Annotated in this window: 25 protein-coding genes and 2 pseudogenes; 11 read left to right on the top strand and 16 right to left on the bottom strand. The window is 62.2% G+C overall.

Translation table 11 applies throughout. The annotated features are described in order from the left end of the window. Positions 1-13: 13 nt before the first annotated feature. On the bottom strand, positions 14-367 hold the full coding sequence (locus OVO38_RS02905) for a type IIL restriction-modification enzyme MmeI (RefSeq protein WP_016423158.1): 354 nt from the start codon (positions 365-367) through the stop codon (positions 14-16). Positions 368-855: 488 nt separating this feature from the next. On the opposite strand from OVO38_RS02905, the gene OVO38_RS02900 reads away from it, so the two are divergent. Then, positions 856-1,830: an NAD-dependent epimerase/dehydratase family protein gene (locus tag OVO38_RS02900; RefSeq protein ID WP_005291014.1), complete on the top strand. Its 975-nt coding sequence runs from the start codon at positions 856-858 to the stop codon at positions 1,828-1,830. A gap of 536 nt (positions 1,831-2,366) precedes the next feature. Here the strand turns inward: OVO38_RS02900 and OVO38_RS02895 are convergent. From OVO38_RS02895 to OVO38_RS02880, 4 genes are all read right to left on the bottom strand, one after another. Beyond that, positions 2,367-4,259 carry a heavy metal translocating P-type ATPase gene (locus OVO38_RS02895; protein WP_267207725.1) on the bottom strand — a complete coding sequence of 631 codons (1,893 nt, stop codon included), beginning with the start codon at positions 4,257-4,259 and terminating at the stop codon, positions 2,367-2,369. Next, the gene (gene cmtR, locus OVO38_RS02890) at positions 4,256-4,615 is read right to left on the bottom strand and encodes a Cd(II)/Pb(II)-sensing metalloregulatory transcriptional regulator CmtR (protein ID WP_070828718.1); all 360 of its coding nucleotides are present in this window, start codon (positions 4,613-4,615) and stop codon (positions 4,256-4,258) included. The genes OVO38_RS02895 and cmtR overlap by 4 nt, the downstream gene beginning before the upstream one ends. A gap of 82 nt (positions 4,616-4,697) precedes the next feature. Continuing rightward, a complete protein-coding gene (locus tag OVO38_RS02885; protein ID WP_095278921.1) occupies positions 4,698-4,811 on the bottom strand; it encodes an alkane 1-monooxygenase in 114 nt (37 codons plus the stop codon). Between the two features lie 139 nt (positions 4,812-4,950). After that, positions 4,951-5,301: a VOC family protein gene (locus OVO38_RS02880; protein ID WP_095278920.1), complete on the bottom strand. Its 351-nt coding sequence runs from the start codon at positions 5,299-5,301 to the stop codon at positions 4,951-4,953. A gap of 328 nt (positions 5,302-5,629) precedes the next feature. Between OVO38_RS02880 and OVO38_RS02875 the strand changes: the two genes are divergently transcribed. Together OVO38_RS02875 and OVO38_RS02870 are read left to right on the top strand one after the other, a co-directional pair. Beyond that, complete coding sequence (locus OVO38_RS02875; RefSeq protein WP_267207724.1) at positions 5,630-5,911, top strand: type II toxin-antitoxin system RelE/ParE family toxin; 282 nt, start codon at positions 5,630-5,632, stop codon at positions 5,909-5,911. An 8-nt stretch (positions 5,912-5,919) separates the two neighbouring features. Further along, positions 5,920-6,225, top strand: coding sequence for a HigA family addiction module antitoxin (locus tag OVO38_RS02870; RefSeq protein ID WP_095278919.1), 306 nt, complete (start codon positions 5,920-5,922; stop codon positions 6,223-6,225). A 3-nt stretch (positions 6,226-6,228) separates the two neighbouring features. On the opposite strand, the pseudogene OVO38_RS02865 reads toward OVO38_RS02870, so the two are convergent. From OVO38_RS02865 to relB, 4 genes and pseudogenes are all read right to left on the bottom strand, one after another. Further along, positions 6,229-7,019 (bottom strand): annotated as a pseudogene (locus tag OVO38_RS02865) (alpha/beta hydrolase). 21 nt (positions 7,020-7,040) lie between these two features. Further along, positions 7,041-7,484: an alternative ribosome rescue aminoacyl-tRNA hydrolase ArfB gene (arfB, locus tag OVO38_RS02860; protein ID WP_267207723.1), complete on the bottom strand. Its 444-nt coding sequence runs from the start codon at positions 7,482-7,484 to the stop codon at positions 7,041-7,043. 61 nt (positions 7,485-7,545) lie between these two features. After that, a complete protein-coding gene (locus OVO38_RS02855; protein ID WP_095553174.1) occupies positions 7,546-7,830 on the bottom strand; it encodes a type II toxin-antitoxin system RelE family toxin in 285 nt (94 codons plus the stop codon). 8 nt (positions 7,831-7,838) lie between these two features. Next, positions 7,839-8,054 (bottom strand): type II toxin-antitoxin system RelB family antitoxin, encoded by a 216-nt coding sequence (relB, locus tag OVO38_RS02850; protein WP_165765475.1) that lies wholly within the window; start codon positions 8,052-8,054, stop codon positions 7,839-7,841. A 177-nt stretch (positions 8,055-8,231) separates the two neighbouring features. Here relB and OVO38_RS02845 point away from each other — a divergent pair, with 177 nt between their 5' ends. Beyond that, positions 8,232-8,591, top strand: coding sequence for a DUF2200 family protein (locus tag OVO38_RS02845; protein ID WP_144717291.1), 360 nt, complete (start codon positions 8,232-8,234; stop codon positions 8,589-8,591). Between the two features lie 61 nt (positions 8,592-8,652). Here OVO38_RS02845 and OVO38_RS02840 read toward each other — a convergent pair whose 3' ends face one another. Together OVO38_RS02840 and OVO38_RS02835 are read right to left on the bottom strand one after the other, a co-directional pair. Further along, entirely contained in the window at positions 8,653-8,964 is a 312-nt protein-coding gene (locus OVO38_RS02840; protein WP_255456069.1) for a hypothetical protein, read from the bottom strand. A gap of 182 nt (positions 8,965-9,146) precedes the next feature. Continuing rightward, positions 9,147-9,761 (bottom strand): HdeD family acid-resistance protein, encoded by a 615-nt coding sequence (locus OVO38_RS02835; protein WP_186439382.1) that lies wholly within the window; start codon positions 9,759-9,761, stop codon positions 9,147-9,149. A 288-nt stretch (positions 9,762-10,049) separates the two neighbouring features. Between OVO38_RS02835 and OVO38_RS02830 the strand changes: the two genes are divergently transcribed. Continuing rightward, a complete protein-coding gene (locus OVO38_RS02830) occupies positions 10,050-10,229 on the top strand; it encodes a hypothetical protein (protein ID WP_267207722.1) in 180 nt (59 codons plus the stop codon). A gap of 525 nt (positions 10,230-10,754) precedes the next feature. Here the strand turns inward: OVO38_RS02830 and OVO38_RS02825 are convergent. After that, positions 10,755-10,949 (bottom strand): annotated as a pseudogene (locus OVO38_RS02825) (aminoacyl-tRNA hydrolase); the annotation flags it as partial. A gap of 122 nt (positions 10,950-11,071) precedes the next feature. Between OVO38_RS02825 and OVO38_RS02820 the strand changes: the two are divergent. Next, entirely contained in the window at positions 11,072-11,434 is a 363-nt protein-coding gene (locus OVO38_RS02820; RefSeq protein WP_267207721.1) for a DUF2200 family protein, read from the top strand. A 22-nt stretch (positions 11,435-11,456) separates the two neighbouring features. Here OVO38_RS02820 and OVO38_RS02815 read toward each other — a convergent pair whose 3' ends face one another. From OVO38_RS02815 to OVO38_RS02805, 3 genes are read right to left on the bottom strand one after another with little or no spacing between them, the layout of a single operon-like run. Further along, the gene (locus OVO38_RS02815; protein WP_267207720.1) at positions 11,457-12,209 is read right to left on the bottom strand and encodes an ABC transporter ATP-binding protein; all 753 of its coding nucleotides are present in this window, start codon (positions 12,207-12,209) and stop codon (positions 11,457-11,459) included. A gap of 4 nt (positions 12,210-12,213) precedes the next feature. After that, positions 12,214-13,338 (bottom strand): FecCD family ABC transporter permease, encoded by a 1,125-nt coding sequence (locus OVO38_RS02810; RefSeq protein WP_095548360.1) that lies wholly within the window; start codon positions 13,336-13,338, stop codon positions 12,214-12,216. Beyond that, the gene (locus tag OVO38_RS02805) at positions 13,339-14,544 is read right to left on the bottom strand and encodes an ABC transporter substrate-binding protein (protein ID WP_267207719.1); all 1,206 of its coding nucleotides are present in this window, start codon (positions 14,542-14,544) and stop codon (positions 13,339-13,341) included. Between the two features lie 287 nt (positions 14,545-14,831). Between OVO38_RS02805 and OVO38_RS02800 the strand changes: the two genes are divergently transcribed. Genes OVO38_RS02800 through OVO38_RS02780 form a run of 5 tightly spaced genes read left to right on the top strand, consistent with a single transcriptional unit; the run spans position 14,832 to position 17,585 of the window. Then, entirely contained in the window at positions 14,832-15,569 is a 738-nt protein-coding gene (locus tag OVO38_RS02800) for a type II CAAX prenyl endopeptidase Rce1 family protein (RefSeq protein WP_158522247.1), read from the top strand. 47 nt (positions 15,570-15,616) lie between these two features. Continuing rightward, the gene (locus tag OVO38_RS02795; RefSeq protein WP_095278913.1) at positions 15,617-16,066 is read left to right on the top strand and encodes a VOC family protein; all 450 of its coding nucleotides are present in this window, start codon (positions 15,617-15,619) and stop codon (positions 16,064-16,066) included. A gap of 11 nt (positions 16,067-16,077) precedes the next feature. After that, positions 16,078-16,566 carry a GNAT family N-acetyltransferase gene (locus OVO38_RS02790; RefSeq protein ID WP_239215746.1) on the top strand — a complete coding sequence of 163 codons (489 nt, stop codon included), beginning with the start codon at positions 16,078-16,080 and terminating at the stop codon, positions 16,564-16,566. 32 nt (positions 16,567-16,598) lie between these two features. Next, the gene (locus OVO38_RS02785; RefSeq protein ID WP_095278912.1) at positions 16,599-17,063 is read left to right on the top strand and encodes a hypothetical protein; all 465 of its coding nucleotides are present in this window, start codon (positions 16,599-16,601) and stop codon (positions 17,061-17,063) included. A 21-nt stretch (positions 17,064-17,084) separates the two neighbouring features. Next, a complete protein-coding gene (locus tag OVO38_RS02780; RefSeq protein ID WP_095555010.1) occupies positions 17,085-17,585 on the top strand; it encodes a 2'-5' RNA ligase in 501 nt (166 codons plus the stop codon). Here the strand turns inward: OVO38_RS02780 and OVO38_RS02775 are convergent. Continuing rightward, positions 17,518-18,633: an FUSC family protein gene (locus OVO38_RS02775; RefSeq protein WP_267207718.1), complete on the bottom strand. Its 1,116-nt coding sequence runs from the start codon at positions 18,631-18,633 to the stop codon at positions 17,518-17,520. The two genes, OVO38_RS02780 and OVO38_RS02775, sit on opposite strands and share 68 nt — an antisense overlap. Between the last annotated feature and the right edge of the window lie 2 nt (positions 18,634-18,635).

Below are 18,635 nucleotides of genomic sequence, written 5' to 3'. Positions count from 1 at the left end.
ACCGTGAGCCGCGTTATGGCAGTGACGTGTTCTCGTCGGGCACAGTCATAGTTCCCGGCGTTGCCAGCGACAGGGTTCTACACCCAGCAGCGGGACCGATCAAAATCACCCGCACGGGGAACGACCCTGCTGGTGGTTTCGATTTTGATGAAAGCGAGGAGACATAGCCCCTCGCCAACTCCCCGTAGCTGGCGAACAGTAGCTCCTGGCGCTGGCGCTCGTTGGTGAGTTTGCGTGCCACATCGAAAGCCTTATCGACTTCCCGGTCCAAGTTGTTGTGGGCCTTGAGCAGAATTGGGTCCATCGATAACGGGTTGTAGTGCTCCGCGAGTGACCGCTGGGGGTGCCGCTCGCGTGCCCGCAGCACCAACTGTCCAGCGTCGATGATTCGCTGCTGCGCCTTCTCATCTAGTTCACACAGAGCTGGTCCGCAGTTGTAGCTCCCGATGTACTCCGAAAAACGGAAAAAATAAATAGTGGGGATACATCAACCTTCCACTTTCCATTCTTCCGGCTCAGAGTATTGAGGGGTCTGGGACCGGGTCCGTAAACCCTTTATGTTTTTCGCGCACAGCGGTTTTTAGCGACGCACCCTATAGGTTTTCCGCAGAACCTATATGTGTTTCTGTGCACCCCCATATGTTGTCTGTTTCTAGCGGTATTTCGTTGTACTTTGCGCATCGAATAGTTATTTATCGACGACACTCCGTGGAATTTAAGTTCAATGTGTAGGTTAGCCGAATAAGAAGCTCTGGCAGATGGTGGGGTAATCCTGCTCTGACATCTTATTCCAGCTTGGATGCGCTGGGATTAGGACTGGTCACGTGTGAGAAGGTTTCGTGTACAACTAGGGACATGAACTTTTTGTTGCTCGGTGGTACCGGTTTCCTTGGAGGGCACATTGCGTTTGCAGCAGTCGAGCGAGGACATCAAGTTACTTGCCTCGCGCGGGGTAACGGGAAGGTTCCCAACGGAACCGAATTTGTGAGTTCAGACCGTGACCGTGACGGTGCGTACGATGAGGTTGCGGGGAAAACTTGGGACACCATTGTGGATCTGACGAGTCAGCCGAAGCATGCGCGGGATGCGGCGGCGAAACTCCAGGCCAAGCATCGTATATTTGTGTCTTCGAGCAGCGTATATGAGGATCAGGGAAGTATTTCTTCCGAGTCTGATTCTGTAGTCGCTCCGCTTGAAATTGACTACATGGAGAACATGGGGCAGTACCCAGCCGCAAAGTCTGCTTGCGAAACGACTTATCGAAGCACAAATCGGTCGGTAATGGTAGTTCGACCCGGTCTGATCGCCGGCTACGGCGACGAAACAGGGCGCAGTGGTTACTATCCGTGGCGCTTCGCGCATCCCACGGGTGAGAACGTGATCGTCCCAGACCCGGCGTTTCCCGTCGCTATGATCGATGTGAAAGACCTTGCAGGCTGGATAGTTGAGTCCGCAGAAGTCGGGACTTTCGGAACCTTTAATGCTACGGGGTTTGCTACTTCCTTGTCCGATGTGTTCAAGATTTCGCGGGAGTTAACCGCATCGGAGTCTACGGAGCGACCTTGCTCTGATGAACTGCTTCTCGCTAATGATGTAACCCCGTGGATGGGCCCAAAATCGTTGCCGTTGTGGGTACCAGGTGAACAGTTTCGCAACATCGCGCTACTCGATTGCACCGCAGCCTACGAAGCGGGCCTGCGGATTCGCCCGTTGAAAGAAACATTGGCGGATGCGCTGCGATTCGAAGAGGAACAACACGGTGAAAGACTTGCCGGGCTCAGCGATGAAGAAGAAGTCGTGCTTCGCCAGCGGTTAGAAGATGGTATTTAGTTTCGGCACCAACAGTTCTAGCTGCAGCCAGGACCGTGCTCAGTTGGTTTTCGTTCCGCGACTGACTGTGAGAATGAGTCCGAATCTGGCGTGAGGGCAACTTCGGCGGTGCCAGCTCTTCGTGACGGGGAGCGATCTAGCCTGCGGAGGTTGCCTTTCCGAGCAGAAAACGCCTTGCGGCACACTTTTCAGGTTTCTCGAATCGCTTACAACTGAGTGAGGTAGCCTTCTTTCGCCACTCCGTTGAATTCAAATTTAATGTGTAACGCGGAGCGTTAATGACGTTTCGCGTTATTGGGGGGAGGTTGAAGAGCGCTGTCTCTAACTCCGGTTTTCGTTCGGCCTCGGTCCATTCCGCTACCTCGTGTGTAGAATCTGCAAGCGGTATCGGGCCGTTGAACTATTAGGTTCACCCACAGTTCCCGTGCCTGCACGCATCGAGAAGGACCAGGTGGTGAACTCGAATGACTCGCCTGGTCCAACGTGTGTGCGCTCGGCGCGTGGTTTAACTCTTATAAGACTTGCCGGTCACAGCCTCAGCGTTTCGCTCGTGCAGCCCGCAGGCCGTTCAAGATCACGATGACTTCAGCGACTTCGTGAACCAACACGACGGCGGCCAGGCCCAGCACACCGCTGATCGCCAGTGGCATCAACACGATGATGATGGCCAGAGACAGCACGATGTTCTGGTTGATGATCCTGCTGCCTCGGCGGGCGTGCTGCAGCGCCTGCGGGATCAGCCGGAGGTCGTGGCCAGTGAAGGCGACGTCAGCGGACTCGATCGCGGCGTCAGAGCCGGTTGCTCCCATCGCAATGCCCACCGTCGCGCCCGCCAGTGCCGGCGCGTCGTTGATGCCGTCGCCGATCATCGCCGTCGGCGTCTTGGAGGAAAATTCGGCGACGATGCTTGCCTTGTCCTCAGGGCGCAGCTCGGCGCGCACGTCGTCGATTCCGGCGATTTCAGCCAGCGCCCGGGCGGTGCGAGTGTTGTCGCCGGTGAGCATGCTCACTTCCACATCGTTGGCGCGCAGGGTCTGCACGGCTTCGGGAACCTCGGGACGCAGCTCGTCGCGGACACCGATCGCCCCAGCGAGAGCGTCATCGACGGTGACCAGGACGCAGGTCTGGCCCTCGGACTCCATGCGCTCAACGTCTGCCTTCAACGGCCCGGCGTCGATCCACCGGGGGCTGCCCACCAGCACCCGTCGACCTTCGACGGTGCCGCTGATGCCGTGCCCGGCTTCCTCGCTGATGTCCAGGGCGGCGGGCGCTTCGGGCCCCGCTGCCGCGATCGCCGCGGCGAGGGGGTGCGTCGATTGCTGCTCAACTGCCGCCGCGAAAGTAAGCACCTGCGCCCGATCAAACCTGTCTGCCGGGACCACGCCGGTAACCTCGGGCTGGTTGCGGGTGAGGGTTCCGGTCTTGTCCACCGCCAGGTGACGGATGCCGCCGAGCCGCTCGAACGCCGCGCCAGACTTGATGACCACGCCGAACTGGCTGGCCGCGCCGATCGCGGCCACGACCGTCAGCGGCACGGAGATTGCCAGCGCGCACGGCGACGCTGCGACCAGAACCACCAACGCACGGGTGATCCACGTCTCGGGGTCGCCCAGCAGCGAGCCGATCACGCCGACTAGCACCGCCAGGATCATCACCCCGGGCACTAGGGGTTGGGCAATCCGGTCGGCGATCCGGGCGCGGTCGCCCTTTTCCGCCTGCGCCTGCTCGACCAGGTCCACGAGTGTGGTCAGCGAGTTGTCCGTTCCAGCTGCGGTCGTCTGGACTTCCAGCACACCGGCGGAGTTGATCGCTCCCGCGGGCACCTCGTCGCCGGGCGCAACCTCCTCCGGAATGGATTCTCCGGTGATCGCTGAGGTGTCAAGGCTGGAGCGCCCAGACCGAATGATGCCGTCCGTGGCGATCCGCTCCCCGGGGCGCACGAGCATCAGCTCGCGAGCCACGAGGTCCTTCGCTGCGACCTCGACCGCCGTGCCGTCGCGTAGCACTGTCGCGGTCTGCGGTACCAACTTCAACAGTGCCCGCAGTCCGCCCTGGGCCCGGTCCATCGCCTTGTCTTCCAGTGCCTCGGCGATCGAGTATAGGAACGCTAGCGCCGCGGCCTCTCCGACGAAGCCGAGGATCACCGCGCCGACCGCGCTGATCGTCATCAGCAAGCCAATGCCGAGCTTGCGCTTCATGACCAGGTTCCGTATTGCGCCGGGCGCGAAGGTATACGCCCCTAGCAGCAGGCCGACCCAGAACAGTACTGTTGCGGGTGTCTCTAGCCCGGACCAGTCCAGCGCCAGGCCTATGCAGAGGGCTACGCCGGAGAAGATTGGCAGTAGCAATTCGGGGTCCTTCCACCATGGCCGATCGAGCTCTTCGATCTCCTTGGCGGGTTCGTGTTCGCACCCACACGCCGAGCTCATGCGTCCGCTCCCTTCTCGCCGCAGCCGGGCACGGAGCACTCAGGGTCGATGCAGGGGGCGTTTTCATCGACAGCCAACGTCGCGTTCACCAGCGCGTCGAGCGCTGCCGCGAGGTGCGGATCGGCGATTTCGTAGCGGGTCTTGCGGCCCTCTGGCTCGGCGACGACGATGCCGCAGTCGCGCAGGCAGGTCAGGTGGTTCGAGACGTTCGAGCGGGTTAGGTCCAGGTCGCGCGAAAGCACGGCCGGGTAGCTCGGGCCGTCAAGTAGGGTCATCAGGATTCTGGAACGCGTCGGATCCGCCATGGCCCGGCCGAGCCGGTTCATGACGTCGAGGCGTGAAGCAATAGTCAGCATGTGCTGAACAATACACGGTACGCTGAACTATTCAACGTAGACTGTACTGACAGTTACGCGAAGGTCATGTGACCTGCAAGAATTAGTCGATGGGGTAGCCGATGACTAGTCCTTTGCGGTTTGGCTGGCACCCCAAGACGGGGGTGACGCGGGTGGCGAAGTTCTCCAGAATCTTCACGTTGGCGTCCACGCCCATCCCGCAAAACCAATGCGTGTTTCCGTGCGCCCCATATGTTCTCTGTGTACTGACGCAAATTACTGTTTTTTGATTGTTGCAGGCTAACGAGAAAGTAACTTTGCAACGACATACCGTGGAGTTCAAATTTAACGTGTAGCTAGGCTTCGGGGTTGCCCACGCAGAATTCGTTGCCTTCGGGATCCTGCATGACAGTCCACACCAATCCCGGCGCCTCGTGGGTAGTGAGTTCGGTAGCGCCTAGGTCTTTGAGGCGTTCGATAAAAGTTTCGCGCTCCGCCCCGCCAACGTCGATGTGCATGCGGTTTTTCCCAGGTGTCGGATCCTTAACGCGCTGAAATCCCAGCGCCGGGGTGGAATCAACCATCACAAAATCGCCGTAATCCGCGGCGATTTCGCAACCGGTTGCGGCGGACCAAAACTCGGCGAGCTTTGAGGGATCGTTGCAGTCGAAGGTGATCTGCCGGATCGTGAAATTGGGATCGCTCATGAGCATCATTTTAGGGGCGGGGCTTAAAATGCGCTGTCTGGTGTACGAGCGGAGTTAGAGCCTTCCGGCCTAATGGAGTGTTTTGTATCGCGAGGTTTTCTCCCGCGAGAAAGTAGGAACTCGATCTCGTAGCCATTTTCGGCTTCGGTGCCCCAAGTATCAACCTGATCTTCACTGATCGGCTTCCCTTGTATTGTCTTCACGGTAGTCACCGTAATGCGGAAACGGTGTTGTTGCGTGGGGTGGGAGTGTACTTGCATTCGGGTACGCTAAAGCTTAACGTTGTGCGTTATTGACGCTTTGCGTTATGGGGGGGGTAGGGTAAGGCATGATCCAGTCGTTCGGGAGCCGAGAGACCGAGCTGGTATTCCTGCGTGAACCAGTTCCGAAACTGGATCCTCGGATCCATAAGTCGGCGAACAAGAAGCTCCACCAGCTCGACGCTGCTGTATCCCTTGACGCTCTTCGCGTACCGCCCGGGAATCGCCTAGAGGCTCTCAAGGGAGATAGGAAAGGGACGTTTAGTATCCGAGTGAATGACCAGTGGAGAATTACATTCCGCTGGAAGGGCGCAGGGCCCGAACATGTGACCATTGAGGACTACCACTAAGGAATGCCATGTCGAACAAGCTGTACCCGCCGATTCATCCTGGGGAGATTCTCTTAGATGACTTCATTGAGGGATTCGGAATCACTCAGCACAAGCTTGCTGTGTCTATCGGGGTTCCGCCCCGTCGTATTAACGAGATTGTGCACGGCAAACGTGGAATCACGGCTGACACCGCTCTTAGGCTCGGAAAATATTTTGGGGTGGAGCCGATATTCTGGATGAATCTGCAGAACCAGTATGAGATTGAGCTGGCGGAAGATAAGGCCCTCGCCGAGATCGAGCAGATTCAACCGATCCAAGCTGTCTCGGCGTAGCGCCTAATCCACGTCCCCGGAGCCTATCGGGACGTATCGCGCGAGGGAATCCAGCTGCTGCGCCACGTTGCGCTCGAAGGCGTCGCCGACGTAGATGTCGAAGTGCCCGCCGGGCTGCATGCGAACCTCTCCCTTCGGGGCCTTCCGCACGTGCCGCAGGGTGGGGCGCGGCGGCGCCAGCGAATCGTCCTCGCACACCGCGAGGTGCGCGGGGCACTGGATTTTGCGGGCGTCGCGGCCGGGGAAGTAGCGCACGATGTCGGCGCCGAAGCGGGCGGTGATGCCCGACGGCGTCTGGTCTCCAGGTGGGATCAGTGCTTCGATGCCGGCGAGCGCGGCGATCTTGGCCAACACCTTCGGCGGGAGCGCAAATGTCGATGCGAACCCGTTGGTGAACGGGCACTGGGAAATCACGGCCGCAACCCGCGGGTCGCGTGCGGCGGTGCGGATGGCGTGCCCGCCGGCGAACGAGGTGCCCCACAGGACGATCCGGTCCGGATCGACGCCGTCGAGCTGCCGTGCGTATGTAATTGCGTTGCGCCAATCCTCCAGTTGGCGGCGCACCTAAAGCAGCTGCCGCGGCTCGCCTGCGCTGGCACCGAAGTGCCTGTAGTCGAACACCAGGCAGCGGTAGCCGGCGCTGCTGAAGCGTTCGGCGAAGGCGTCGAGACGCATCTGGCGCACCCCGCCGAGGCCGTGCGCCATCACAGGCATCGGCGAGCCGAGTCGGGGACAGACAGCCACGCGGCGCAGGAGCCGCCCCCGGAGGGGAAGGGCACGTCGGTTCTTGGCATAACGCGAGTCTATGGCGAGCGCTAGGGAATCTGGGGGCGCCGCCTCGTGGACTTGAGTTCTGAGCGCCGCATCTTCGCCTCTCGATGGCGCCGCACCGAGCCCCGCGTTGGCTTCGTTGTGCGACGCGGGGGAGGCGGCGGGGCGAGCGCCTCGCGCAAGAGCGCAGCCAGGCGGCGACGTGCCTCACTGCGGTTACGAATCTGCGATCGTTGCGTCGACGCGCTCACGGTAAGCACGGTGCCGTCAAGACGGTGTTCGAGGTTGCGCAAGATGCGGTGACGTTGGGCGTCGGTAAGCGATGCGCACGCAGCAATGTCGAGGGAAAGCTGGACCTTGCTGTCGGTGGTGTTGACGCCCTGGCCGCCCGGCCCCGATGATTTTGCAAACCGCTCCGTTAGATCGGTGGCAGCGATGACCGCGCCACCGGGGATCCCCGGGCCGGGGGCGATAGTCAGGTCGTTCATGTCACCCACCCTACGTTTGCACTGGCGTCTATGAAGAATGGTGAGCCTGCCGTGAGCACGATTAATCGCGGTAGATCTCGCGGCGATGGCCTATTGAAAGCACCTCGATTGTGATTGTGCCTTCGTTGATGAGGGCGAGGATTCGGTACGCGCCGACGCGATAGCGCCACTCTCCGGTGTGATTCGCGGAGAGCCCTTTCCCGAATGCTCGTGGGTCGGTGCAGCCCTCCAAGTTGTCTTTGATCCAGGAGGCGATGAGTCGTGCATCAAAGCGGTCCATCTTTTTGAGTTGCTTGCGTGCGCGGGCCGTGAATTCGACTTTGTAGTGGCCGGACGGTGTGGTCATCGGGAGCGCTACTGATCGAGGTCGGCCAGGATGTCATCAAGGCTGAACCGCTCACCGGTGTCGTGAGCGAGAGCGTCGCGAAGCTCCTGTACATCGTGCGCGTCTTCGATTTTCTCCAAGATCGCAGTGCGGGCGAAGTCGGAAAGAGTGACTCCTTCGAAGCGTGCGTACTTGCGCACGAGCTCCGCATCGTTGTCATCCATCCGGATCGTCATCGTTGCCATGGTTGCCCCCTTGGTGAGTTTGAATACAGTGTATTCAGTGGTTGAGCATCGCGCAATGGTTGGGGTGCTCGAACTGCGCAAGATGAGCAGAGCACGGCACACCTCGACACATCCGCCTAGCGTGGGATACTCGGACATGAACTCACAGATCCACTAAGGAGCAAGAGGGAAACGCGCATGAACGAACAGGCAAAGTTAGAGCGGGTCTTCGCTTACCCTTTTGGCGACATTTACGGCAACTACGTGGCCAAGGTCGAGAGGAAAGGGCACACGCGCGAGGAGCTCGAAGACGTCCTCGGCTGGTTCACTCAGTTGAGTCCCGCGGAGCTCCAGGCTGCGGCTGAGTCGGAGAAGACGTTGCGGGAGTTTTTCGCCGACCTCGCGCTTACCCCGAACGCGGAGTTGATTACCGGCAAAGTGTGCGGGGTGCGTGTGGAGGACGTCGAAAACGACCTCATGCGCCAGATCCGCATGATGGACTTGCTTGTCGACGAGCTCGCCCGCGGCAAGAAAATGGAAAACATCAAGCGCAGCTAGTTCAACATCGAGACAGGCGAGGATTCCCGGAAGCGCTGCTACATCCGGGGGTTCTGTCCCTTTAGGACACCGCGAAACCGGAGTCGGGCTCGACACCCAGCAGGGTCAGATCCACGGCGGTGCCGTGTTGATTGTGGGCGTTGACGATGGTCAGACCCAGCGGGGCTGCGTCTTCGACCTGGTTAAGCGCGGCGAAGGCCGCTGTTTGTTCGGTCTCGACGATCGAGCGGGTGAAAGCGGAGTCGGTCTGGGTGCCGTCCTCAAAGGCGATGACGTCAGCGTCTAAGGCCTTGAGCCCCGAGACGCCGTCGTTGACCAGACCTGCGGTGAGTCCAGAAATGATGACGACGAGCAGGGACATCAGCCCCAGCACGGCGCCCATTAAGAGAAAACGTGTGCGCGAAAAGCATTTCGCGCCAAGCGAGATACATGGTGAAACGTCCTGAAAATCCTGGTGGTAGTGCGACCGGGCGGCCGCGCACTACACGTAAGCAACAAGTTGTCGCCAAATATGGAAACAGGATGTCGCTACGGTGTTGGGGTGTCCATGCTCCGCTAGTGCTGCACGCCGAATGTCGCGCCGAATGACCTGCGAGCCCGCTGGATCTGCCACGCGAGGACAAGGCTTGTGATGCCGCAGACGATGCCCCAGATGCCCGCCGTCCACACCAAGGCGGTGACGGACTCGGCCGGATTGGAGATGATGAGCCAGATCATCAGTACTGCCAAAATGACGTAGATGATACCGATGCCCACGCCCCAGCCGCGGCTCGTACGCAGCAGGGTCACTGCACGGAACACCACGCTCAACGCGATGCACCACAGCACAAGCATTGCCGCGAAGAATCCGGTGCCGACCGGGGTAAAGAGGAGAATGATGCCGGCAATGATCGTCGCCACTGCAAAGAACGCATCCCAGCCCCAGCCGGGCAGGTCGTGGCGCAGGCGGAGGACAACCGCCAGCTCGCTTACCCCCGTCGTAAGGAGCCAGAATGCGATCACGTAGCCAATAAACGGGGTGAGTATCGCAGTGGCGCGAGCTGGCGAAGCGAGGACAAGCGCGCCGAAAATAAGGCCGATCGCCCCATGAGCGCAGAGCAGTCCGATGCTCCAGTTTATTGCGGAGCTGAGCCTGTTGCTGTGTGATTGTGGTGTGTAGGAGGTGGTCATGTTCTGTTCTCCTTTGAGCTGACGCGAGTAGACGGGCCGGTGGCGGCTCCTGCTATTCATTCTGCTCCGGGGGTAGGAAAATGCAACACATTTTTTGTATTGGGTATCCGCTTTTGGGGCCGCCGACGTGTGAACAGCTTGCGCTAAGGCACCACGGTGCGTCGATAAGCTGCAGTGCCGTAGCCTTGAGCACCATGGCCACGAAGTACAAGTTTTCCCTTCCGAATGAGCACTGGGCGCAGGTATCGACGCCCGCGAACATGGACTTTTTGCTCACCCGTCCCGAGGATGCCGAGCAGTCTGTGTTTTATGCCGCCGACGATCAGCGGGCTGACCGCCACGCTCGCCGAGGACGCCGATATGCAGGCGGTGATGAAGGACAACCTCGCGCGCTTAGAACAGGCCGGGCAGAAGCCGCGCGTGGAGCAGGGCGAGGTCAGCCCGGACGGCAACGCGGGCCTGCAGTAGGTCACGCTGAGTGCCTCCGCTGAGGACGGCACCCGCGGCGAGGTCGCCCAGCTGCAGAACTACCTCATCCTGCGCGAGCAGGGCGGTTCCACCCGCTGGGTGGTGATGGTGGTGCTCACCGCGGACGTGGGGCGGATCCAGGAGCTGGCACCGGAGTTTCAAAAGCTGCTCGACTCCATCGAGTTCGTCTAACCCACAATGTCACCGCGCTCCCGGTACAGGATGACGACGATGTTGTGCGACTGTTCGATGTGGGCGCAATGGATCTCTATGATGTAGATGGTATGGCTGCATAGCAGTATCACTTGAGGTACCCCGGTGGCTAACTTGTCCCCGGGGTACTTTTGTGTGGGTGCAATACCCCACATTCATATGTCTTATTTATGGTACATTACAGGGCCTTTCCTATATTGGTGACGCAGCGTATTAATCAGCGGCTTAGCTCTGCTCAGTCGCGCTGCGTCACCACCCCTTAGGCCCTTTCCTTCCTTTATCAGGGCGCCCTACAGGCGCCCTTAGGTGTTATAAGCGTTGACGCTGGGCATCGGTAAGCGATGCGCATGCAGCGACATCGAGGGAGAGCTGAACCTTGCTATCGGTGGTGTTGACGCCCTGGCCACCGGGTCCCGAGGATTTTGCGAATCGCTCCGTGAACTCAGCGCCAGCGACGATCGCACCGCCGGGGATCCCCGGGCCGGGCTGGATAAGCAGGTCCTTCATACCGCCCACCTTACGTTTGCACCGGTGCTGATGGAGAATCCGTAGTGACCTCGAACGCGCGGTAGTCTTGCACTTTGAATCTCAGCCGCATAGGCACACGCTTGCGTGAAAGAGGAGTACTTTTGAACGAACAAGCAAAGCTCGAGCGGGTTTTCGCCTACCCGTTTGGCGACATCTACGGCAACTACGTCGCCAAGGTAGAGCGCAAGGGCCACACACGCGAGGAGCTCGATGACGTCCTCGGCTGGTTCACGCTCCTTGAACCGAACGAGCTGCGGGTTGCAGCGGACTCGGGAAAGACGCTGCGCGAATTCTTCGCGGACCTCACGCTCACCCCGAATGCCAACTTGATTACCGGCAAGGTGTGCGGGGTGCGCGTGGAGGAGGTCGAGGACGAGCTCATGCGCCAGATCCGCATGATGGACTTGCTTGTCGACGAGCTCGCCCGCGGCAAGAAGATGGAAAACATCAAGCGCGGCGAGTAGGTGAATAAAGGACCTGACCCGCCTAGACGGGGCAGATGACGGGGACGCCGGAGTCGCTGAGGATCTTGGCGCGGATGCCGTAGACCTCATCGAGCAGGTCCGGGGTGAGCACCTCGGTCGGTGGGCCCTGCGTGACGCGCTGTCCGGCCTTCATGACGAGGAGCTCGTCGCAGTAGCGGGCCGCGAGGTTGAGGTCGTGGATTGCCACGATTGCCAGCTTGTTGGTACCGGCGATCTCCTCGCGGATCAGTCGCAGGACTTCCACTTGGTGGCGGAGGTCGAGGGCGGAGGTGGGCTCGTCGAGAAGCAAAATGCTCGGTTCACGTACGAGCATCTGCGCAATGCCAACCAGCTGTCGTTGGCCGCCGGACATCGCGGTGATCATGCGGTCGGCCAGGTGGGAGATGTTGAGGCGTTGCATGACGCGCGCAGTGGCGTCGACGGGGTCACCGCTTGTGCTGCCGCCGTGGTTGGCGGAGATCATGATGGATTCAAACGCCGTGAGCGACGCGCCGGAGAGTAGGTCTTGGGGGACGTAACCGACGTGGTTTGGGCGGTCCTTGTCCTTGACTTCCTGGCCGTCGATGGTGACGGTGCAGGAGCCGGATGCGGCTTTCTTTACACCGGCGAGAGTCTTCACCAGGGTTGACTTGCCGGCAGCGTTGGGCCCCAGCAGCCCGACGACTTTGCCGCCGTCGAGCGGGGCGAAGCTCATGGCGTCGATGATGGTGTTGCGGCCGTACTGGACGGTGAGGTCATCAGCCTGAATAGTCATGGCGTTATCCTTTCCGCTGGGCGCGGGTGAAAATCAGGAAGACGAAGAACGGGACGCCGACGAGCGCGGTGATGATGCCGATCGGGATGGCCACCCCGGGGATGATGGACAGCGAGACCGCGTACGCGATGCTGAGCAGCATCGACCCGGCAGCTGCCGCGGCGGGGAGGAAGAACTTCTGGTCCTCGCCGACGAGCATGCGGGCGACGTGCGGGCCGACCAGCCCGATGAAGCCGATGATGCCGGTGAACGCGACCGAGGCCGCGGCCAGCACAGAGGCGACGATGAGGGTGATGATGCGCAGGCGCTGCACGTCGACGCCGAGCGCGGCGGCGCGGTCCTCGCCCAGGCGCAGCGCGGTGAGCCGCCACGCGTTGACGATGCAGAAGGGGATCGCGCAGACGATGACGGCGGCGAGGATGATGTTGGCGGTCCAGTTGGCGCGCTGCAGCGAGCCCATGGTCCAGAAGACGATCTGCTGCAGCGCCTCGGTGTTCGCGCCGTACTGCAGGAGCGAGAGGAGCGCCTGGAAGAGGAAGGACAGCGCGATGCCGAGCAGGATCATCGACTGCGCGTTCGCGCCCTTCCACACGGACGCCGCCGCGACGATAAGTGCCGCGATCAGTGCGGTGAGCGCGGCCATGGTCGCCAGGTTGAACTGCGGGTTGGGGATGAGGGCCCAGCCCATGACGATCGACACCGCGGCGCCGAATGCGGCCGCCGCAGAGATGCCGAGGGTGAACGGCTCGGCCAGCGGGTTATCCAGAATGGTCTGCATCTGCCCGCCCGCGAGGCCCAGCGCGGCACCCACGAGAACGGCCATCACGGCCGCGGGCAGCCGCAGCGTCCGGATGACGGTCCGCGTCTGGTCGTCGACGCTTTCCGGGTCGAAGACGGCGTTCCAGACGTCGGCAAGCGACAGGTTCAGCGGGCCGACGATGATGGCGATGAGGAAGCTCACCGCCGCCGCGATAATCAGGCCCACGATCGCAAGTGCTTTTCGACGCCCACGCTTCCGGTACGAACGAATCGCGTCGTTCCGGGCGGTTTCCGCCGAGGCCGGGGCGTCTGCCCCGGCGCGCTCTGCGCCGCTGGGGTCGGTCTGTCGAAGGGTTGTCGAAGTGGTCATTTAAGAGGTTTCACTGTTGGGGTCGGCGAAAAACGCGCCGCTGTATTCGAAGGGGAGGAAGTCCTTGTGGAACTGCTCGAAGTCTGCGGCCGGGTCCATGTCCTCGAACTCCTCCGGGTGGAGCCACTTGGCAAAGGCCTCGAGTGCGAACACGTTGAAGGGGTTGTCGTAGAACTGGTGGTACACGGCAAAGTAATTACCGTTTTTCGGCGCGTCAAGCAGGTCAATGCCCGGGATCTTCAGCGGGCCGGAGCAGGACTCGATCGCGGTCTGTTCGTCCGCTTGGTAGCCCAGCTCGACGTGGTGGTAGGACTCGGACTTCGACGGGTCGCTTGCCCATTCGCCACCGGTGACGATGAGCTTCTCGGGGTTGATCTCCACGAGCTTTTCTGTAGTCAGCTGGGTGGAATCCGTGCCGAGCACCTCCGGGCCGAGGTTGTGGCCGCCCGCGGCCGTGACCAGGGTGCCGAGGTGGACGTCGCCAGCGACAGAGCAGCAGTCTTGGAAGCCGGCCGCGGTCCACACCAGCGTGTCTGGGCGGTCCTCGATGTTGGCTACGCGGTCTGTAATCGTCTTCACCTTCTCGTCGTAGAAGGCGTTGAACTTCTCCGCGCGCTCCTGCTGGCCCAAGAGCTCGCCCAGCATGGTCATCGATACGGTGGTGTTTTCCAGCGGCTTCTGGCGGAAGTCGATGAACGCGTACTTGATCCCCAGCGCGTCGAGGTTGGAGAGGAAGCCGTTCTCCTCGCTCGCCTTCTTTTGGTCGAGCGTCATGATGATGACGTCCGGCTTCTGTGCAAGGAGGTTCTCAGCGGTGACGTCGCCCTTCTGGATGGAGCCGATCATCGGCATATCCTCGGCTTCGGGGTAGTCTTCGAGCAGCCTTTCCTGCAGTGCCGGGGCCGCCTTGTTGAGGTCGTCGCCGTACGCGACCACGTTGTTGAATGGGTTGTCCTGCAGGGCCGCGGTGGCGTACACCGCGCGGCCCTCGGCGAGCACGATTCGCTCGGGGCGCGCCTCGAAGTCGAGCGTGCGTCCGGCGGCGTCGGTGATGTGGACGGCGTCCGCGCTCCGCGCGGCGGACGAGGAGGCGTTCTGCGTCTCGGTCACCGCGGCGGTGTCGTCATCACTTCCGGAGCAGGCGGCGAGCCCGAGGACCGTGGCTGCGGAGACAAGGAGTGCTCCGGCGCGTTGGAAAAGTTTCAACTGCAGACCTTTCTTGCTTTAGGTAAGGCTCGCCTTTGCAAGCACTCCTTCTAAAGTAAGGCAAACCTTTCTTTGGGTCAACCCCCTGGTTTTCATTGTGCAATCCAATCCTTCTCACCGGCCTGAGCGGTGCCCAACGGACGACCGACGATCCACGGATGTAGCGTTGTGCCGGCTGTATGAAACCCGAAAGAATAGGAGAGGAAACTCAAGTGGATCGCGTGCGTGATTTCGCGTTCGGCGCAAGACAGCAACCGAACTACTCCTGGTGGAAACCGTTGGCCGAAATGCTCACCGTGATCGTCATGGTGATCGCGATGACAGTGGTCGTCGGGCTCTCGCTCGAGGCGGCAGGGCTTGACACCTCATCTCCTGACGTCGACGGCTGGTTTACCTACGCCACCGTGATCGTCGAGATCATTGCGGTGCTCGTGGCAGTCAAACTGGTGGGGCGGCGCTCCGCGGCTTCGGTGCTGTTGAGTGGGAAAGCGCTGCGGCCGCTCGCGCTCGTCGCGGCATATCTGTTGGCGTTTGCCGTCATAGCCGTCACGCTGGGACTGATCAGCGTCTACGCGTTCGGCTCGTCGTGGGACAAGGCGTTCGCAGGCTTTTCCAGTACGTTCCCGCTCGAGCTCGTGGCGATTCTGCTTGCCGCGCTTGCCGAGGAAATGCTGTTCCGCGGGCTTGTCTTCCAGGCCTTTACCGCGTGGACGCGGCACCCGCTCGTCGGCGCGATCGCCGCTGCGCTCCTGTTCGTTGCCGTGCACCCCGCAGCTTGGAGCGAACCCCTCGCGTTCGCACACTTCTTCCTCGATGGCCTGCTCTACGCCTGGCTCGCCTGGTATTTCAACGGCATCGGCATCGCTGTCGCAGCACACGCGGCGTGGAATACTGCGGCAAGCCTGCAGGACTACGGGGTGCCGTTGTCGCTGGGCGGGACCGCAACGCAGTTCGTCGCGGCGGCGCTCGCGGTGGTCGTGCTCACCGTTGCGTTCCGTCGAGCACGGCGCCCCCTGCGCCCGTAACCTCCTCCGCCGGGCAACACCGGCGCTGTGCGTCTACGCTTGGCCGCATGGCAATTCACACATGCACCTATATCGCATTCCCCGGCAACGCTCGCGCGATGCTTGAGTTCTACCACTCCGTCTTCGGTGGCGAGCTCCGCATCCTCACCTACGGCGAGCAGCTGGACAACGGCGTGCAGTTCCCGTTCGAACCGCCCCGTGACAAGGTCGCGCACGCGTTGCTGCGCGGCCCGTTCACCATCTCCGGCGGCGACGACCTCGAGCACGACCGCGAGCAACTCAGCGCCAGCGAGTACGGCTTCACCGTCGAAGCGGACTCGCCCGAGGAGGCAAAGAAGCTTTACGACGCCCTCGCTGCAGACGGCGGCGAGGCGCGCATGCCGTTCGCCCAGGCGCCGTGGGGCGAGCACTTCGGCATGGTGGTCGACCGTTTTAACGTCGCGTGGAACGTCACCGCCCCGGGCGGCGACAACGGCGCCAACGCTGCGCAGGCGTAGCGCGGTTGCGATTGGACAGCGGGGCGGGGGTTGCCGTCGCGGGGGTTGACCGGGCGGGGAGCGTCGCAAAGCTCCTGCGCGACTTCAACGCGGAGTTTGCTACGCCGTGCCCGGGGCTGGACACGCTCACGCGGCGGTTCGCAGAGCTCATCGCTGGGGACCACGGGTACGTGGTGCTCGCGGAGTCGCCCGAGCCCGTCGGATTCGCGCTGCTGAGGCTGCGCCCGAGCCCGTATTACGACGGCCCGATCGCAACGCTCGATGAGCTCTACGTGCGGCCCGAACTCCGGGGAAAGGGCATCGGCACCCGAATCATGGACCGCGCGGAGGCTGAGGCGCGCGCACGGCACGTGGGCGAGGTGCAGATCAACGTGGACGCCGTTGATGCCGGTGCCCGTCAGTTCTACGAGCGGCGCGGATACACCAACATTGAGCCGGGCCAGGACGTGGCCATGCTGTGCTACATCCGGGAGTTTGGCTCGCCTGCCAGCACTGCGTAGCGATTCGCGGCCGTGCCGTACCCTTGGGCAGCATGGCCACGAAGTACAAATTTTCCCTTCCGAATAGCAACTGGGTCCAGGCGACCACGCCCGCGAACATGGACTTCCTCCTCGCCCGTGCGGCTGAGGCGGAGCAGTCCGTGTTCATGCCGCCGACCATCAGCGGGCTGACCGCGGCGCTGGCGGAGGACGCCGACATGCAGGCGGTCATGAAGGACAACCTCGCCCGGCTCGAGCAGGCGGGGCAGAATCCGCGCGTGGAGCAGGGGGAGGTTAGCCCCGACGGTAATGCGGGCCTGCAGCAGGTGACGCTGTCCGCCTCGGCGGAAGACGGCACGCGCGGCGAGGTCGCCCAGCTGCAGAACTACCTCATCTTGCGCGAGCAGGGCGGCGCGCAACGGTGGGTGGTCATGCTCGCGCTCACCGCGGACGTGGGCCGGATCCAGGAGCTCGCCCCGGAGTTTCAACAGCTCCTCGATTCGGTCGAGTTTGTCTAACTCGGGAAACGACCGACTGGAATGTCCTCGCGCTCGCCGGAAAACATCCTGTTGCGCCTCCCCGACACGGAGGAGGAGCAGGTCCGCAGGATCTTTGACGCGCTGGAGCAGCGGGGATTCCCGCGCCAGCACCAGCGCCCCCATATCTCGGTGACGTTTGCGCCACGGATGCGCCAGAGCGTGGTAGAAAGCGCGGCGGCGCTGCTGCCGCCGCTGCTCCCCGCGAGACTGGATCGGGTGGGCACCGTCGTCTTTGGCACCAAGTCCAAGCAGACGGTCGCGTGGTTACTCGAGGCGCCGGAGGCGCTCGAGCGCGCCGCCCGACAGCTCAGCGCAGAGAACCCTGAGGGGCGAGGGGAGCGGTGGGTACCGCACCTGACGCTGGGGCTGCGCCTGCCAAAGTCAATGGTGCCCGGGTATATCGGGGCGCTCGCCGAGGTGACGAACCCGCACCTCAGGGCGCTGACTGCGGATCGGGCTGTGTACTACCGGCCGACTGTTGTCCAGGACCTGCAGTTTTAGGGAGCACCACGGTGGGGTACTTGCGCACGTAGCCAATCGCGATGATCGCCAGCGCCGCGGCCGCGCCCAGAATGGTCTCAGCCGTGCGGGCAAGCAGCATCGGCGCGACGGGGGCAGCCTGCACCGTCTGGATCATCAGCAACGCGGTCGGGGTGATGAAGCTGCCGGCGATGGTGTAATTGCGGGTCACGTACATCTCGGTGAGGTACTGCAGCACAATGATCCACACCACGATCTGCCACCCCTGCATCGGGTGCGAGAGCAGGAAGCCCGCGACCAGGATGCCCGACAGCGTGCCCAGCACGCGCTCGATCGCGCGGAAGTACTGCACCTTGAACCGCGAGTTCACCAGCGGCGCGACCGCGGCCACCATCGCCCAGTAGAAGTGCGAGAGGGGGTCGATGAGCATCACCGAGAGCAGGCCGATCACGCCCGCGAGGAGCGGGGAGAAGAAGAAGCGGGCGGCCTCCACGCGCAGCCGCTTGCGGGGCACGGGGCCGGCGTCGGGGGCGCGCGACGGGCGCTCGGGGGCCTTCGCGTTGCCGCCGGGCCCTTCGCCGATGTACTGGGAACACTGGCCGAGCACCAGGCAGAGCAGCGCCGAGCTGCCCGCGATGCCGAACGCCATGAGCGGGTGCACCGGGTCGCGCAGCGAACCGACCGCGGCGACCGAGAAGATCACAAAGACGGAACCGGTCGGCTTCATGTCGGCGGCGAGCGCAATCGTCGCCCACACCGAGGACACCACCGAGCTGACCAGCAACAAGATCCAGGGGCTGAGACCCAACCAGGCAATTGTTGCGCCGATTGTCACCGACAGGGTCAGCGCGCTCCCGGCCAGCAGATGGTGCTTGCGCCGCACCTGCGGGGTGGCGTGGCGGCCGTACACGCCGGTGAACGCGCCGAAGTTTGCGTAAATTGCCAGGTCAAGTCGTCCAAGCGCCAGCAGTGTAAACATCGGGATCGCCACGCCGAGCGCGGTGCGGAACGCGGGAATATGGTCGCGCTTCGCAGGCCCCATCTGAAACAGCGGGCTGAAATGGTGCAACG

This window comes from Corynebacterium sp. Marseille-P8863, from assembly GCF_946902955.1.
GTDB lineage: Bacteria > Actinomycetota > Actinomycetes > Mycobacteriales > Mycobacteriaceae > Corynebacterium > Corynebacterium gottingense.
The sequence above is the reverse complement of the archived record's forward strand: the minus strand, read 5'-3'. Positions and strand labels throughout refer to the sequence as shown.